We start from the raw sequence: 16445 nt of genomic DNA on the forward strand, positions 1-16445 counted from the left end.
TGGACGGCCTGCGGCCGGAGCCGGTGGTGGCCGGAGACGTGGCCGGGGACGGTGACGGCGGCCGCCGGGGCCGCGGCGGGTCAGCGGGCCAGCTGCCGCAGCTGGGCGAGACTGCCGCGGAAGACATTGCGGTCGCCGGTCCCCGGGATGCCGGGGGTGCTGCCCCGGTCGGTGTGCTGCCAGAACGTCCAGGAGCGGCCGGCGCCCGGGACGGGCCGCGGTTCCTCGGCGCCGCTGCCGTACCGCGCCAGCCACAGCGGATGGCCGGCGAAGACCCGGCCCTGGCCCGCCATGCACTCCCGTACGAAGGATGCCCGGGTGTAGACGATCGGCGTGACCTTGAAGGCCTTGCGGACCTCCTGGAGGAAGACCGCCAGCTGCCGGGGGCGCAGCGCGGCCGGGCAGACCTCCTTGCCGTTGCGCCGTACCTTCTCCACGTCCAGTACGGGCGGGAGTTCACCGGCCCGGTCGCCCCGGTAGCCGGCCGCGCGGGCGACAGTGATGAACTGCCGGGCCTGGGCGGCGCCGTCGCCGGTGCTCCTGGGGTCGAAGAAGTGGTACGGCGCGTGCAGCAGCGACGTGGCGGCAGCGGCCGCGTAGTCGCGGGTGAACCAGGTGTCGTTGCCCCTGGCGCTTGCTCCCTGGGTGGCCTTGAGGAAGGCGAAGTGGTGGGACCTCGCCACCGTCTTCCAGTCGATCCGCTCGTCCTCGCGCTCTCCGTGGCTGTAGTGGCTGGTGTCCACCCCGGCCACTGGGTACGAGGACGGCGCGGCGGCCCGGGCGGGCGGCGCGAGCGCTGCCAGGGCGGCGAGGACGGTCCCCACCGCCGTAGCGGCAAGGGCGGTACCCACCCGAACGGGTGATGTCAGGGGCATGGAAGGTTCCCTCGTTTCCTTGCTGCACGGGTCTGTTGAACGCCTCCGCCGCCGCATCCGCGCAGGCCGGGGCGCCCCTTGGCCAGGGGTGACGGTGGAGGGGGAGGTGCGGGGCCCGGTCGGCCGCGCTCCACCACCTTGCAGCAGCGGCAGGGGAGTTCACTACGATCTGCCGCGCTCGCGCTCATGCATCGATGCAGCGGCCCGATGCACGGCGCTGACCTGCACGTATGCAAGACGTACGGAGGGGCGCGGCAGCCGGGCGCCCCGGGCGGGCCCCGGCGGCGGGTGCGGAACACGGAAGAACCAGCGGGGGAAGCATGACGAGACCGATCGGGTCCGGGCCGGAGGCCGGCCCGGCGCTGGCCGAACTGCTCAGGAAGTGGTGGGAGTTATCGGCGCGGGACGGCCGCCCGAAGCCCACCCAGCAGTCCCTGGCCGGGCGCCTCGGCATCGACCAGACCACCCTGTCCCGCTATCTGAACCCCCGTCACCCCTCCACGGCGCCCCTGAAGACCGTCGAAACCCTCCATACGGTCCTGCGCGCACCGGCGGCCGACCTCGCGCGGGCCCGCGCCCTGGCCGAGGAGGCGGCCGCCGCCGGCCCAGCCACCCGCAGAGCGCCGCGTACCGCGGAGGAGCGGACACCCGCCGAGGAGCGGCCGGCCACCGAGGAGCGGGCACCCGCCCCGTCCCGCACATCCGCCCCGTCCCCCACACCCGCCGGTCTCCGCCGGGCCGCCGCCCGTCCCGCCCTCGCGCTCCTGGCCGTCCTCGCCCTCGGCAGCGGCATCGGCGTCGGCTGGCGTGCGCCGGCCGGGGACGCCGGCCCGGACACCGCCGCCCCGTCGGGCGCGGCCGCCTCGGCGCGTCCGGCGCTCTCCGGCTGGCCGCTGGTCCGCAAGGGCCATCTGCTGTGGTCGGCCCGCACCGTGCAGTACCTGCTCCGGGCGCACCGCTACGACGTGGAGCCGGACGGTGACTTCGGACCGGGCACGGCCGCCGCCGTCAAGGACTTCCAGACCGCCCACGGTCTGCTCCCCGACGGCAAGGTCGGCCCCCGGACCTGGTCGCATCTGATCATCCGGGTCGACTCCCACAACGCCCCGAAGCCGGCGGTCCTGGCCCTTCAGTACCTGCTCGACAACACCGGCATCCGCACCGACCTGACCGGCCTCTTCACCCCCTCCACCGTCCGCTCCCTGGACACCTTCCAGCGCTCCCGGGGACTGCCGGTGACCGGTGTCGCCGACGCCGGCACCTGGCAGGCGCTGCTGGCCGCACAAGGGCCGCCGGTCCATCGCTAACGGGTCCGCGGGCCGATGCGGCACACTGGACGTTTGGCCGTATGTGCGGCCGATGTCTGCGGCCGACGGCCCGGGAAGCGAAAGGCGAGGCGCGTGAACGGACCTCTCATCGTCCAGAGCGACAAGACGCTGCTTCTGGAGGTGGACCACGAGCTGGCGGACGCCTGCCGGCGGGCCATTGCGCCCTTCGCCGAGCTGGAGCGGGCGCCGGAGCACATCCATACGTACCGGGTGACGCCGCTGGGGCTGTGGAACGCCCGGGCCGCCGGGCACGACGCCGAGCAGGTCGTGGATGCGCTGGTGCAGTTCTCGCGGTATCCGGTGCCGCATGCGCTGCTGATCGACATCGCCGAGACGATGTCGCGCTACGGGCGGCTGACGCTGGTCAAGGACCCGGCCCACGGGCTGGTGCTGACCTCCACCGACCGGCCGGTGCTGGAGGAAATCCTGCGCTCGAAGAAGGTGCAGCCGCTGGTCGGGGCGCGGCTGGATCCGGACAGCGTGGTCGTGCACCCCTCCGAGCGCGGGCAGATCAAGCAGACCCTGCTCAAGCTGGGCTGGCCGGCCGAGGACCTGGCGGGCTATGTCGACGGTGAGGCGCATCCGATCGCGCTGCGCGAGGACGGCTGGGCGCTGCGGCCGTACCAGCAGCAGGCCGTGCAGGGGTTCTGGCACGGCGGCTCGGGTGTGGTCGTACTGCCCTGTGGTGCGGGAAAGACGCTGGTGGGGGCCGGCGCGATGGCCCAGGCGAAGGCCACCACGCTGATCCTGGTGACGAATACGGTCTCGGCCCGGCAGTGGAAGCACGAGCTGGTGCGGCGGACCTCGCTGACCGAGGACGAGATCGGTGAGTACAGCGGGACGAGGAAGGAGATCCGGCCGGTCACCATCGCCACGTACCAGGTGCTGACGACCAAGCGGAAGGGCGTCTATCCGCACCTGGAGCTCTTCGACTCCCGCGACTGGGGCCTGATCGTCTACGACGAGGTGCATCTGCTGCCCGCGCCGGTCTTCAAGTTCACCGCCGACCTCCAGGCGCGGCGGCGGCTGGGGCTGACCGCGACGCTGGTGCGCGAGGACGGGCGGGAGTCGGACGTCTTCTCGCTCATCGGTCCGAAGCGGTTCGACGCGCCGTGGAAGGAGATCGAGGCGCAGGGCTATATCGCCCCGGCCGACTGCGTCGAGGTGCGGGTCAATCTGACCGACTCGGAGCGGCTGGCCTATGCGACGGCGGAGACCGACGAGAAGTACCGCTACTGCGCGACGACCGCGAGCAAGCAGTATGTGACCGAGGCGCTGGTCCGCCGGCACCAGGGCGAGCAGACCCTGGTCATCGGGCAGTACATCGACCAGTTGGACGAGCTGGGCGAGCATCTGGACGCGCCGGTGATCAAGGGCGAGACCACCAACGCGCAGCGGGAGAAGCTCTTCGAGGCGTTCCGGCAGGGCGAGATCTCGGTGCTCGTGGTCTCCAAGGTCGCGAACTTCTCGGTCGACCTTCCCGAGGCGACGGTGGCGATCCAGGTGTCCGGCACCTTCGGCTCGCGGCAGGAGGAGGCCCAGCGGCTGGGCCGGGTGCTGCGTCCCAAGGCGGACGGGCACGAGGCGCGGTTCTACTCGGTCGTCGCGCGCGACACCATCGACCAGGACTTCGCGGCGCACCGCCAGCGCTTCCTGGCCGAGCAGGGGTATGCGTACCGGATCGTGGACGCGGACGAGCTGCTGGCGGCGGACGAGGACGTGTAGGCGCGTGCGGATCCGGGCGGTCAGACCGCCCGGGTCCGGGTCGTCAGCTCCCGGTCGGAGCGCGGGGGCGGGACACGGCTGCCGGAGGCCGCGTCCGGGAGGGCGGCGGAGCGCCGGGTCCACCAGACCAGGGCGGCCAGCAGCCCCAGAGCGAGCAGCGGGTACGGGGCCGCGACGGGCTGCTGCCACCAGGAGAGGTGCAGGTCGAGGTCGCCGGCGCGCGGTACGAGCCACATCGTGCGGGCGGTGAAGACCAGGGTCACGGCGGCCAGCAGCGCCCGGCGCCAGGGTCTGTGCCGGGTGTGCGCGGCGAGCGCGATGAGCAGCGGTACGCACCAGACCCAGTGGTGGGACCAGCTGATCGGCGAGACCAGCAGCGCCGTGAAGGCCGTACAGAGCACGCCCCAGCTGTCCAGGCCGCGGCGCACACAGACCCGGCGGGCGGCGTAGAGCCCGGCCGCCGCGGTCAGCACGGCCGGCACCGCCCACAGCAGGCCCGGGTCGGGCTGGTGCAGCAGGCGGGCGATCAGGCCCTGGAGGGACTGGTTGTCGATGATCCAGACCTTGCCGACCCGGTCGGTCTCGAACATCCGCCGGGTCCAGAACTCGACGCTGGCACCGGGCAGCACCAGGTAGCCGAGCAGCGCCGAGGCCAGGAATCCGGCGAGGGAGCACAGTGCGGCCTTCACCCTGCCGGTAAGGAGCAGATAGATCCCGAAGAGCGCCGGGGTGAGCTTGATGCCGGCCGCGATGCCGGTGGCCAGTCCCTTGCCGCGCGCGCCGTCCGGGCGGCCGAGGTCCCACAGGACCAGGCAGGTCAGCGCGAGGTTGATCTGGCCGAAGATGACGGTCTGGAAGACCGGCTCCAGCCAGAGCCCGAGCGCGGTGGCGGCGAGCAGCATCGGTGCGGTGTGCGCGGCCTTGTGCAGACCGGCGGCCTTGCACGAGAGATGGACCAGCACGGCGAGCAGCGCGGCGTTGACCAGGATGGAGACGACTTTGAGGGTGCTGAGCGAGAGCCAGGTCGTCGGGGTGAAGAGCAGGGCGGCGAAGGGCGGGTAGGTGGCCGGGAGGCCCCACTTGGTGACCGAGAAGCCGTAGAGGTCACCGCCGCTCGCGGCGGCCTCCCCCTCGGCGCGGTAGACCGCTATGTCGGGCATCGGCAGGGGATGGACCTGGTGCAGCACCCACAGCCCGGCGAACGAGAGCGCGAGCAGCGCGGCGGCGAGCACCAGCCGGCGGGGGTGGGCGGTACTCAGGGCCCAGGTGCGTCTCCACGTCCATGTCCCCTCGGCGGCAGACACCCGATGACCCCCTCCTCATCGCCCGAGCGCGCCCTCTGCGGCGACGCTAGCGGATCGAGGCCGATCGTCCGTAACGGTTTTCCGTCATCCGGAGGGCGACGCGGTATCGCCGCGGAGAGTCGGTCTCCTGACCGGGATTGTGCAGGGTCCGGCCGGACGACGTCATGAGGTGTGCGCGTACGGCCGTATGTCGGGGCATACCCGCACACAGCGGCAGACGGAGAGGTGCACGCAGAGCCGGAGGCAGTGCTGGACGACCTTCCGTACGGCACGGCGTACGGCCACGGGTCCGGCCGTGGGCCCGGGCTGTCCGGCTACGCGGGGCGGTGTCCGGCTACGTGTGGCGGTCGGCCCGCTGTCTGCGCTGCCGGTCGCCCCGGTGGTCGACGGGCTCGTCCGCGGCGTACTCACCCAGGACGGCGACGCTGAAGGCGGCTCTGCCGAAGACCTTCACCGCGCGCAGGGCGTTGCCCAGGAGATGCCGGTGCTCGTGGACGGGCACCGCGCCGCCGGGGGCATCGGTCCCGAGGGCCGTGGCGCCCTTGGCGGGCCGGAGGGAGACGGGGTGGGCGGATGACGGTGGAATTGCTGCGCTGCTCATGGCTCCATGATGGAATTCACGCGATTGCCGCACATCGGTCCATGGGCCCATCCCGTGGGGGCCGGAAGTCCATCTCCAGGCCCATGCCGTCCCCTACGGGAGACGGACCGGCGGTCAGGGTCGTCCGCCGGCGATACGGCCGTCGCGGACCGCCGGAAATCCGTTGGCGCCTTCATGGGGCGCTGACTACAATCGCGCGTCTGCCTGCCTCCCGCCGAGGAGTGCCGCCGCCCGGACGGAAACCGGCCGGCTCTTCGCTTCACGCTGCTGACCCGCGCACCGCCCGACCCGCGCTGCGCCCCGACAACGGCCCGCCGCGCCCGGAACCGCACCGGCGCGTGCCCGCCGCAGTACCCGCCCCGGAGGCAACGCCGTGCCCTCGTCCGACCCTTCCCCTGCCCACCCGTCGCCCGGCCACCCGGCCGACGACGGCCCCCTTCAGCGGGAGAAGGCCCATCTCGCCGCGTCCCGTGCCGCCCTGCGCGCCATGCGCGAGGACGCCGAGGCGCTGAACATCGCCGACGTGACCGCGAACTGGGTCAACGCCGAGGTCCTTCAGGGCGAGATCGACGCCCGCATCAAGGCGCTCGCCGACCTCTCGCACACCCCGCTGTTCTTCGGCCGTCTCGACTACCTCTACGCCCCCGGTACGGACCTCGCCGAGCGCGCCGAGGGAGAGAGCTTCTACATCGGGCGCCGGCACGTTCATGACGCCGACGGCGACCCCATGGTCATCGACTGGCGCGCTCCGGTGTCCCAGCCGTTCTACCGGGCCTCCAAGAAGGACCCGATGGACCTCAAGCTGCGCCGCCGATTCGGCTACACGGCGGGCGAGTTGACCGCGTACGAGGACGAACACCTCACCGACCCGGCGGAGGCCGCCCGCACCAGCCGGCTGCTCCAGACCGAGATCGAGCGGCCGCGCGTCGGCCCCATGCGGGACATCGTCGCCACGATCCAGCCCGAACAGGACGAGATCGTGCGCGCCGGCATCGGCGGCTCCGTCTGCGTCCAGGGGGCGCCGGGCACCGGAAAGACCGCGGTCGGTCTGCACCGTGTCGCGTATCTGCTCTATGCGCACCGCGAGCGGCTGGCCCGCGCCGGCACCCTGGTCATCGGCCCGAACCGCTCCTTCCTGCACTACATCGAGCAGGTCCTGCCGGCCCTCGGCGAACTCGAGGTCAAGCAGGCCACCGTCGACGACCTCGTGGCACATGTCGAGGTCCGCGGCACCGACGAGACGGCCGCCGCGACCGTCAAGGGCGACGCCAGGATGGCGGAGGTGCTGCGGCGGGCGGTGCGCTCCCACATCGCGATGCCCGAGGAGCCCTGCGTGGTCGTCCGCGGCTCCCGCCGCTGGCGCGTCCCGGCGTATGAACTCGAAGAGATCGTGCGCGAGTTGAGGGACCGTGACATCCGGTACGGCGCGGCCCGCGACGCGCTGCCGCAGCGGATCGCGCATGCCGTGCTGATCCGTATGGAGCAGGCCGGCGAGTCACCGGACGACCGGGTGCAGGACGCGGTGGCGCGGAACGCCGCGGTGAAGGCCGTCGTCAAGGCGGTGTGGCCGCCGGTCGACCCGGCGAAGCTGGTGCTGCGGCTGCTGAGCGACGCCGACTTCCTCGCCGCGCAGGCCGAGGGGATCCTGACGCCCGAGGAGCAGAAGACGGTCCTGTGGGTCAAACCGGCCCGCAGCGTGAAGAGCGCCAAGTGGTCCGCCGCGGACGCGGTGTTGATCGACGAGGCGAAGGACCTGGTCGAGCGGACGCCCTCGCTCGGCCATGTGGTCGTGGACGAGGCGCAGGACCTCTCCCCCATGCAGTACCGCGCGGTCGGCCGGCGCTGCACGACGGGCTCGGCGACCATCCTCGGCGACCTCGCCCAGGGCACCACGCCGTGGGCCACCGGCACCTGGGAGGAGGCGCTGGCGCATCTGGGCAAGCCCGGCGCGGCCGTCGAGGAGCTGACCCAGGGCTTCCGCGTACCGCGTGAGGTGATCGCCTACGCGTCCCGGCTGCTGCCCGCGATCGCGCCCGATCTGACGGAGGCCACCTCGATCCGTGAAGCGCCCGGCGACTTCGAGATCCGGCGGACCGGGCCCGCGGAGCTGACCGCGGCGACCCTCGCGGCCTGCGACGAGGCGCTGAAGAGGGAGGGCTCCCTCGGCCTGATCGCCGCGGAGGCCCGTATCCCGGTGCTGCGCGCGGCCCTGGAGGCGGCCGGGGTGGCCCCGCTGGCCCCCGGTGAGGAGACCTCGGCGGCGTCCCGGCTGACGCTGGTGCCCGCCACGCTCGCCAAGGGCCTGGAGTACGACTACGTGGTCCTGGACGAGCCGGCCGCGATCGTCGACGGCGAACCGGACGAACGGACCGGCCTGCGCCGGCTCTACGTATGCCTGACCCGGCCGGTGTCCGGCCTGACGGTGGTCCATGCGGCCCCGCTGCCGGAGCAGTTGGCGGACTGACGGTTACCGAGCCGCGGGAATACCCCCCGCCTGTGGCCCGTTGTGGTCCCGCAGGGGGCGCGCGCATCCCCTACGGGATGTGTTCCCCCGCCCCCTAGGCCCCCCATCAGAACCTCACAGCTCCTCCCCCTCAAGGGACGTGAGCAGGGCGTCCAGGAGGCCGGGAAACCGCGCGTCGAGGTCGGCGCGGCGCAGCTGCACATAGCGGTTGCGCCCGACGGCCCGCGTGGAGGTGATCCCGGCCTCCCGCAGGATCCGCATATGGTGCGACACGGTCGACTTGTGCAGATGCCCGACGCCCAGCCGCTCCGACGAGCAGTCGAACTGCCGCCCGGACGCGTAGATGCGCAGCAGATGCAGTCGCGTCGGATCCCCCAGCGCATGGAGCACCTTCACCAGCTCGATGTCCTCGGCTTCGGGCTGCTCCAGCAGCGTGCCCTCGCTCTCCCCTGCCCCGCTCACCACTGCCGACCAGCCTCCTTCCGCGACGCGCTCACCCGGCCACTCTATTTCTCCCGCAAAACTGTTTGACATCCATCCAACAGTCTTTATTGTTTGACGCACATAAAACTTACCCGCCCTTCGCCCAACCCCACCGTGTTCGTACCGGGAAGGACCCCCGTGCGTCTCCGTCTCCTGCTGCTCGCCCTCGGCACCTTCGCCGTGGGCACCGACTCGATGGTGATGGCCGGCATCCTCGGCCTCGTCGCCCGCGACCTGGACGTCTCCGTACCGGCCGCCGGCCAGATGGTCACCGTCTTCGCCCTGTCCTACGCCGTACTCGCCCCGGTGCTCGCCACCGCCGCCGCCCGCTGGCCGCGCCGCCGGCTGCTGCTGACCGCACTCACCGTCTTCACCGTCGCCAACGCGCTGAGCGCCCTGGCGCCCAACTACCCCGCCCTGCTGGCCACTCGGGTCCTGGCCGCGGCCGGCGCCGCGCTCTACACCCCGACCGCCAACGCGGTGGCCACCACCCTCGTACCGCCGGAGCGCCGCGGCCGCGCGCTGGCCACCGTCCTCGGCGGGATGACCGTGGCCACCGCGCTCGGCGTCCCGCTGGGCACCTACCTCGGCCGTACGGACTGGCGGATGACCCTGTGGCTGGTGGTCGCCCTGGGAGCCGCGGCGTTCCTGGGCCTGGCCGTGCTGCTGCGCGGACTCCCGGCGCCGGCCGCCGCACCGGACCTGCGCACCCGTCTGGCCCCGCTGCGCCACCGCAGCGTCCTCGGGGCGGCAGCCACCACCCTGGTCTTCTTCCTCGCCTTCAACGTGGTCTACATCTACCTCGGCACAGCAGTACGCCCCGCCACCGGCGGCGACGCCGGGCGGCTCAGCCTGGTCATGCTGGTCTCCGGCGTCGCCTCGGTCGCCGGTAACTGGCTGGGCGGCCGGGCGGTCGACCGGCTGGGCGTCCGCGTGGTCCTGCTCACCGGTGGCGCCGCGGCCGCGGCCGCCTTCCTCGCCCTCCCCTGGGCCGCCGCGACCATGCCCGGCGCCCTGACCTACGCGGCGGTCGCCCCGCTCGCCGGCTGGGCCGTTGCGGTCGCCCTGCCGCACCGCCTGGCCGCCCTCGACCCTCCCAGCGCACCCCTGCTGATCTCCCTCAACAGCAGCGCCCTCTACCTGGGCGTGGCCGCCGCGGGCGGCGTCGGCAGCCTCGCCCTCACCGTCCTCGGCGCCCACTGGTTCCCGCTCGCCTCGACCGCACTGGCCCTCGTCGCGCTGGCCATGGCCGCGGTCACGACGCGACGGCAGGCGGACGACGGGGACCACGAGGGCGCCTCCGGGTCCAGGACTCCGGTCACTACGCCCTCCGCGAGCGGCACACCTCCCGCAAGCGGCACACCTTCCGCAAGCGGAACACCTTCCGGAGGCGCCACCGCCCCCCTGGCCGGCTCCGCTCCCGCACAGAGCACAGCCCGCCCCTAGAGGCCCTCTTCCCCTACGCCCTCCCCCTCTACGCCCCTTCCTCTACACCCCCCGGTCCAGCGCCTCCCGCCACTCCCGTACCGCCGCCGCGTCCACCGGGGCGGACCATCCGGCCGGGCGGGCGGCGCCCCCGATGTGGAAGGCGTCGAGGCCGGCCGCGCGCAGCGCCGGCAGATGGCCGAGTCCGAGTCCGCCGCCCACCAGGATCCGCGGCGCATACCCGAACTCGGCCGCGGCGGTACGCGCCTGCTCGGCCAGCAGCACCGGCAGCCCGGCCTCGACGCCCCGCGCATCACCGGCCGTCAGACAGGTGTCGAGGCCCGCGAGGCCGGCCGTCGCCAGCTCCTTGCGCAGCGCGTCGCGGTCGGCGGCCCGGTCGATGGCCCGGTGGAAGGTCCACCGGCAGCCGTCGATCACCTCGGCCAGCGCCGTCACCGCTTCGAGGTCCGGCCGCCCGTCCGGGGTGAGGAAGCCCAGGACGAACTCCTCGGCGCCCTCCGCCCGTAGCGCCGCCGCCTCCTCGCACAGCGCCGTCAGGTCACCGGCCGCGAACCCGTCGGCGGCCCGCAGCATCACCCGCAGCGGGAGGTCGACGGCCGCCCGGATCGCCGCGAAGGCGGCCCGGGAGGGCGTGAGCCCGTCGGCCGCCATGTCGGTGACGAGTTCCAGACGGTCGGCACCGCCGGCCTGGGCGGCGACCGCGTCCTGCGGGCCGAGCGCGATCACCTCCAGGAGCGCGCGCTTGCTCATATGACCCCAATCCTTCGACGACGACGTGGTGCGGTGGCCCAGCGCCCCGAACCCACGACGACAGGTCTAGTCCAATATCCAGCGTACGGCCCGGCCGGCCCCAAGGCACAATGATTCGCATGACCCCCGTGTCCCGTCCGGCCGACACCCCCGACCTGGCCCCGGAACTGCACCGGCGCTGGGCCGTCACCATCGCCGAGGCCCGCGGCGGCAGAAAGTCCGCCGCCCCCAAAGGCGCCCCGGCCCCCGACCCCGCCCCGTACGCGGACAACCTCCTCGCCCGGTGGAGCGAGCCGCAGCGCCGCTACCACACCGTCGAGCATCTGACCGCGGTCCTCCAGCGCATCGACGAACTGGCCGACCACACCGATGACTTGACCGTCGTCCAGCTGGCGGCATGGTTCCACGACGCGGTCTACCGGCCGGACCGCTCCGAGAACGAGGAGCGCAGCGCGGCCCTCGCCGAACGCGCACTGCCCGAACTGGGCATCGGCGCGGCCCGTACCGCCGAGGTCGCCCGCCTGGTGCGGCTCACCGTCACCCATGACCCGGCGCCCGACGACCCCGACGGCGAGGTGCTGTGCGACGCCGACCTTGCGGTGCTCGGCGGTTCACCCGAGGACTACGCGACCTACGCCGCCGCGGTCCGCGCCGAGTACGCCTTCGTCCCGGACGCCGACTTCAACGCCGGCCGCTCCGCCGTCCTCCGCCAACTCCTCGCCCTGCCCCGCCTGTTCAGAACCCCGCGAGGCTTCGACAAATGGGAGCACACCGCACGCCGCAACCTCGCCACCGAACTCTCCCTGCTCAGCGGCTGAGGCCCAGCTCCTACGCGGAACGGCTCGGACAGCAGCAGGGCAGCAGGTAAGGCTTGCCGTTCGTCGCGTCCACGACCATCACGCAACCGGCGCACCTGCGCGGCGGGGAGCCTTTCCACCGGCTGCGCGGCCGCCGGGAGTGGCCACCGGCCTCAACGGCAGCCCTGTAGGCAGCCACTACCACCGCGTGACGTGGATTCGTCCAGTCAGCCATGTTGCCCCCTCCGCTCCTCCAACGACGGTACGGGCGTTGAAGGAGCGGGTTCAGACGTCATCTCATTTGGCTGGGTAAGCTGCCCGGTCGTGGCGAGGATCGTTGAGCGGCTGGTGCCGGACGAGTTGTGGGAACTGTTCCAGCGGGTGGTGCCGGAGGCACCGTCGCGACCTCAGGGTGGCGGCCGGCGTCGGCACGGCGACCGTGAAGTGCTGGCCGCAATCGTCTTCGTGGCGACCTCAGGCTGCACGTGGCAGCAGTTGCCGACCCCCTCGTTCGGGCCGTCCGGCGCGACGGCTCACCGACGCTTCACCGAGTGGACGAAAGCACGCGTGTGGGCCAAGCTCCACCGCCTGGTCCTCGACGAACTCGGATCCCGCGGCGAACTGGACTGGTCCCGGTGTGCGATCGACTCGGTCAACATGCGGGCCCTGAAAAGGGGGAACTGACAGGTCCGAATCCTGTAGACCGGGGCAAGTACGGGTCAAAGATCCACTTGATCACGGAGCGGACCGGCCTGCCCCTGTCCTTAGACGCCGTTTCTTATGGTGCTTGTTGGCCGTTGAGCGGTGTGTGACGGATCTGGTTGAGCGTCTGGTGCCAGACGACTTGTGGATGCTGTTTCGGCGGGTGGTGCCAGCGACGGACGTAAAGCGTCCGCAGGGCGGGGGCCGACGGCGGGCGGGAGACCGCGAAGCCTTGGCCGCGATCGTGTTTGTAGCCACGTCTGGTTGCACCTGGCGGCAGCTACCTCCGGTCTTCGGCCCTTGCTGGCAGACGGTGTATAGGCGTTTCGCCCAATGGAGCCAGGACCGGGTCTGGGCCCGGCTCCACCGTGTCATCCTCGACGAACTCGGTGCCCGCGGCGAGCTGGACTGGTCGCGGTGCGCGATCGACTCCGTTAGCCTCCGGGCCGCAAAAGGGGGCCGCTGACCGGACCGAATCCGACAGACCGCGGCACGTTGGGGTCGAAGATTCACCTGATCACGGACCGGAACGGACTTCCGCTGTCTTTGGGCATCTCCGGCGCGAACATGCATGACAGTCAGGGGCTGGAACCCCTCGTGTGTGGTATCCCGCCCGTCCGGTCCCGTCGCGGCCCGCGTCGCCGACGGCCGGCGAAGCTGCACGGGGACAAGGGCTACGACTACGACCACCTGCGGCGATGGCTCCGCAGCCGCGGCATCACCCACCGCATCGCCCGCAAAGGCGTCGAGTCGTCACAACGGCTGGGCCGCCACCGCTGGGTCGTCGAACGGACCGTCTCCTGGCTGGCAGGCTGCCGACGCCTGCACCGCCGCTACGAACGCAAGGCTGAGCACTTTCTCGGCTTCGTCGGCATCGCCGCCGCTCTGATCAACTACCGCCGCCTCACACGCTGAACCGCACCCAGCCCGGCCTCCAACGCTGAGAGAATCGATCGTGTGATCCGATGGATATCTCGGACCCCACGGTGGGTGGTGGCGCTGGTGGCCGTGTATGTCGTCGTGCTGGTCTTCGTAGGAGCCGCTTCGCACCTCGCCGACCTCGTCCGCAGCGGCCTGCATCCGTACAGCTGGGCTCCGGACTGGCTGAACCTGTACTGGTCCTCACTAGCGTTATTCGACTCGCTGGCCGCCCTGCTGCTGGTCAGCGGGAGGCGAGCGGGCGTGGACCTCACGTGCGTGGTCATGGCGACTGACCTGATGGCCAACTGGTATGCGGCCTACGACGTCCAACACAGCGACTTCTTCGCACAGCCGGGCCTGCAAAGGCTCACTGCGTTCACGCTGCTCGTGCTCGCAACGGGGCCCTTTGTCCGGTCCCGTCTCAGCCTCAGCACCATTTGAAACGGCGTCTTAGGCATCTCGGGCGCCAACATCCACGACAGCCAGGCGCTGATCCCACTCGTGAAGGGCATACCGCCGATCCGCTCCCGCCGCGGACGCCGACGGCGCAGGCCCCACAAACTCCACGCCGACAAGGGGTACGACTACAACCACCTGCGACGATGGTTACGCCGGCCGAGGCATCCGGCACCGGATCGCCCGGAAGGGCATCGAGACCTCGCAACGACTCGGCCGCCACCGCTGGACCATCGAACGCACCATGGCCTGGCTGGCCGGATGCCGACGATTGCACCGCCGCTACGAACGCAAAGCCGACCACTTCCTTGCCTTCACCAGCATCGCCTGCACCCTGATCTGCTACCGCAGACTTACCAAATGCGATTACGTCTTAGGCCAGGCGGTCCGGCAGCAGGCTTCAAGAAACTCGTCCGCTTCACCACATAGCAGTGGAACTGAGCTTGCACGGAGGACGTGTTGGTGGGCATGTGGATCTCTCGAAGACGTGCACAGCCACGCCGACGCGGTAGGCCACAGCCACCGCACACTCCCAGCCGACTGCGACGCTGCAAGAGAAACTGTGTGGTCAGCGCAGACCGGCGGCGATACCCCTCGGGCTCAGCGTGGCGAAAGCCCGTGCGTGCGGTCACGCACGCATGTCCACATAGGACACGGTCTTAAGGAGAATGAAATGACGGCATGTCACAAGAAGGCGTGTAGAAGGCTGACATCGAGGCTGAAGCGGGCGCTGTGGATTGTCGCAGGCTTCTTGTTGGTTACCGTGACGAGTGTGTCTGCCTGGGGGTTTCCGCCGCATGTGCACTCGCAGCAGCCCACGCAGCTCAGGAATGCCGGGCATGCGGATATCGCATTCCTGAAATCTGTAGGCTTCAATCCCGCAGCTGCCGAGAATCCCGCTGGAAGGCCCACTGTGGCGTCGGGGACGACCTATTACGTCAGTGCGGGAGCCGGGAATGACGCCAATGCCGGGACGAGTCCGGCGGCGCCGTGGAAGACGCTGACGAAGGCGTCGAGTGTGCAGTTGCGTCGGGGAGATGCGGTGTTGCTGGCCCGGGGCGACACGTGGAGGGGGCAGACGCTGTGGCCCAAGGGCTCGGGCACTGCGGAAAATCCCATCCGCATCAGCGCCTACGGGCAGGGGCCACGGCCCCACATCGCCCCGGGGACCGGCAAGAGGAACTACGCCATCCACCTCGTCAACAACGGCGGGTACAAGATCACAGATCTTGAGTTGAGCCATACCTACGGCGGGATCGTCACGTACTCGCACGGCACGTACGGCCACCGGTACCTGTGGATCCAGAACGTCTTCTTCCACGACATCACGGGCAAGGACACCCGCTTCAACACGCCCGTCCGCACGAACGATCCCGACTGGTGGAAGTGCGGGCGCTGTTACCCCGAGCTTGATCTGAAATTCGGCACCGGTGTCTCGCTTGCGGGCAAGGGGGACGGGCGCCGCACCATCCTGTCCGATGTCACCATCAAGGACAGCGTCTTCCTGCGCACCGACTCAGGTGTCGAGATGACGCCAAGCGGCGAAGTGAACCACGGTATGTGGCGCAACGTGAACATCAGCAACTCGAAGTTCACGAAGAACTACCGCGCCAACGGTATCGGCCTCATGTACGTGACGGGGGGAACCACCAGCCACGTGACGGTGGACCGTGCCGGCTACCAGCGGGGCATGGACTGGGGCGTCGCCGCCGTCTCGATGGTCGGCTCGCGCAACTACACGGTGCGCAACAGCGAGTTCAGCAACACTGTGCGCGCCACGAGCGACATTCCTGACGGCCACGGCTTCGACTTCGAGAGCGACAACCGTCATATCACGCTGCGCGACAGCTACATCCACGGCAACGACGGCCTCGCCATCTTGTTCAACGGCAACAACAAGATCTGGCCCGGCCAGCAGTCGGATCTCGTCGTCGAGAACAATCACATCGAGAACAACAATCGTACCCGCTGGAAAGGCAACAAAGTCTTCAATGCCAACTTTGCTCCTGGCTGGCGCGCCAACAGCGCCGGGGTCGTGCGCAACAACACCATCCGGCTGCTGAACAACGACCAGGCATTCGACACGGCTCCGGTGATCTTTGCTCCCAACAACCGCGTCTACAACGCCGCCGGCGACCTGGTGTTCAGCGGGCCGAAGGACACCACAGCCACCGACGACCCGGCCTTCACCTATGACGGGCCGCCGGGGGCGCAGAGGCCATGGCGGACCGTCAGCGGCAGCACCTGCTTCCGCGACCGCAGCCACGAGAGCGCAAAGAAGGGCGCGGCCTATGTGGCCCGTTTCGTGGGTAGGCAAGCTGTCCTCTACGCGCCGGTCGGACCGCACCACGGAGTCGCGGCAGTGTCGGTCGACGGCGGCAAAGAGGTGTCCATCGACACGTACAGCAGCCATGCCCACTGCTCGCGACCGATCTTCACCACCCGCAAGCTCGCCAACGGCCCCCACACCATCCGCGTCCGCGTCACCGGTCACAAGAACGAAGCCTCCAGCCGGGCGACCGTTGGCGCCGACGCGCTGGCCTTCGCCAGATGAAATAGCACCATCAACGACACCGGCTTCGCCTGCAAAGGA

13 protein-coding genes and 2 pseudogenes are annotated in these 16445 nt (G+C 70.8%); 10 read left to right on the plus strand and 5 right to left on the minus strand.

Translation table 11 applies throughout. From position 1 onward, the window contains the following. Positions 1-80 precede the first annotated feature (80 nt). On the minus strand, positions 81-875 hold the full coding sequence (locus ACZ55A_RS11080; RefSeq protein ID WP_468837421.1) for a glycoside hydrolase family 25 protein: 795 nt from the start codon (positions 873-875) through the stop codon (positions 81-83). A gap of 320 nt (positions 876-1195) precedes the next feature. Between ACZ55A_RS11080 and ACZ55A_RS11085 the strand changes: the two genes are divergently transcribed. Beyond that, the gene (locus ACZ55A_RS11085) at positions 1196-2182 is read left to right on the plus strand and encodes a peptidoglycan-binding domain-containing protein (RefSeq protein WP_468837424.1); all 987 of its coding nucleotides are present in this window, start codon (positions 1196-1198) and stop codon (positions 2180-2182) included. Between the two features lie 93 nt (positions 2183-2275). Continuing rightward, entirely contained in the window at positions 2276-3928 is a 1653-nt protein-coding gene (locus tag ACZ55A_RS11090; protein ID WP_468837427.1) for a DNA repair helicase XPB, read from the plus strand. Positions 3929-3948: 20 nt separating this feature from the next. Here ACZ55A_RS11090 and ACZ55A_RS11095 read toward each other — a convergent pair whose 3' ends face one another. Both ACZ55A_RS11095 and ACZ55A_RS11100 read right to left on the minus strand, forming a co-directional pair. After that, positions 3949-5232 (minus strand): glycosyltransferase 87 family protein, encoded by a 1284-nt coding sequence (locus tag ACZ55A_RS11095; protein ID WP_468837430.1) that lies wholly within the window; start codon positions 5230-5232, stop codon positions 3949-3951. Positions 5233-5566: 334 nt separating this feature from the next. Beyond that, on the minus strand, positions 5567-5833 hold the full coding sequence (locus ACZ55A_RS11100) for a hypothetical protein (RefSeq protein ID WP_468837433.1): 267 nt from the start codon (positions 5831-5833) through the stop codon (positions 5567-5569). Positions 5834-6206: 373 nt separating this feature from the next. Between ACZ55A_RS11100 and ACZ55A_RS11105 the strand changes: the two genes are divergently transcribed. After that, complete coding sequence (locus ACZ55A_RS11105; RefSeq protein WP_468837436.1) at positions 6207-8297, plus strand: HelD family protein; 2091 nt, start codon at positions 6207-6209, stop codon at positions 8295-8297. Positions 8298-8411: 114 nt separating this feature from the next. Here the strand turns inward: ACZ55A_RS11105 and ACZ55A_RS11110 are convergent, their stop codons facing one another. Continuing rightward, a complete protein-coding gene (locus tag ACZ55A_RS11110) occupies positions 8412-8759 on the minus strand; it encodes an ArsR/SmtB family transcription factor (RefSeq protein WP_468837439.1) in 348 nt (115 codons plus the stop codon). A 159-nt stretch (positions 8760-8918) separates the two neighbouring features. Between ACZ55A_RS11110 and ACZ55A_RS11115 the strand changes: the two genes are divergently transcribed. Continuing rightward, positions 8919-10226, plus strand: coding sequence for an MFS transporter (locus ACZ55A_RS11115; protein ID WP_468837442.1), 1308 nt, complete (start codon positions 8919-8921; stop codon positions 10224-10226). A gap of 42 nt (positions 10227-10268) precedes the next feature. Here ACZ55A_RS11115 and ACZ55A_RS11120 read toward each other — a convergent pair whose 3' ends face one another. Beyond that, positions 10269-10976 (minus strand): copper homeostasis protein CutC, encoded by a 708-nt coding sequence (locus ACZ55A_RS11120; RefSeq protein ID WP_468837445.1) that lies wholly within the window; start codon positions 10974-10976, stop codon positions 10269-10271. 119 nt (positions 10977-11095) lie between these two features. On the opposite strand from ACZ55A_RS11120, the gene ACZ55A_RS11125 reads away from it, so the two are divergent. The 6 genes and pseudogenes from ACZ55A_RS11125 (at position 11096) to ACZ55A_RS11150 (ending at position 16406) form a co-directional block, all read left to right on the plus strand. Further along, the gene (locus ACZ55A_RS11125) at positions 11096-11794 is read left to right on the plus strand and encodes an HD domain-containing protein (RefSeq protein WP_468837448.1); all 699 of its coding nucleotides are present in this window, start codon (positions 11096-11098) and stop codon (positions 11792-11794) included. Between the two features lie 273 nt (positions 11795-12067). Then, positions 12068-12540 (plus strand): annotated as a pseudogene (locus ACZ55A_RS11130) (IS5 family transposase); the annotation flags it as partial. Between the two features lie 83 nt (positions 12541-12623). Next, positions 12624-13390 (plus strand): IS5 family transposase gene (locus ACZ55A_RS11135; RefSeq protein ID WP_468837961.1). Its coding sequence is split into 2 segments (ribosomal slippage): positions 12624-12939 and positions 12939-13390, totalling 768 coding nucleotides; the frame shifts between segments, so codons are not numbered across the junction. Positions 13391-13432: 42 nt separating this feature from the next. Then, positions 13433-13837: a hypothetical protein gene (locus ACZ55A_RS11140; RefSeq protein ID WP_468837450.1), complete on the plus strand. Its 405-nt coding sequence runs from the start codon at positions 13433-13435 to the stop codon at positions 13835-13837. A 9-nt stretch (positions 13838-13846) separates the two neighbouring features. Next, a pseudogene (locus ACZ55A_RS11145) lies at positions 13847-14201 on the plus strand (IS5 family transposase); the annotation flags it as partial. Between the two features lie 324 nt (positions 14202-14525). Continuing rightward, positions 14526-16406: a right-handed parallel beta-helix repeat-containing protein gene (locus ACZ55A_RS11150; protein WP_468837452.1), complete on the plus strand. Its 1881-nt coding sequence runs from the start codon at positions 14526-14528 to the stop codon at positions 16404-16406. Positions 16407-16445: the final 39 nt, after the last annotated feature.

It is taken from the genome of Streptomyces sp. NPDC034111, from assembly GCF_055575375.1.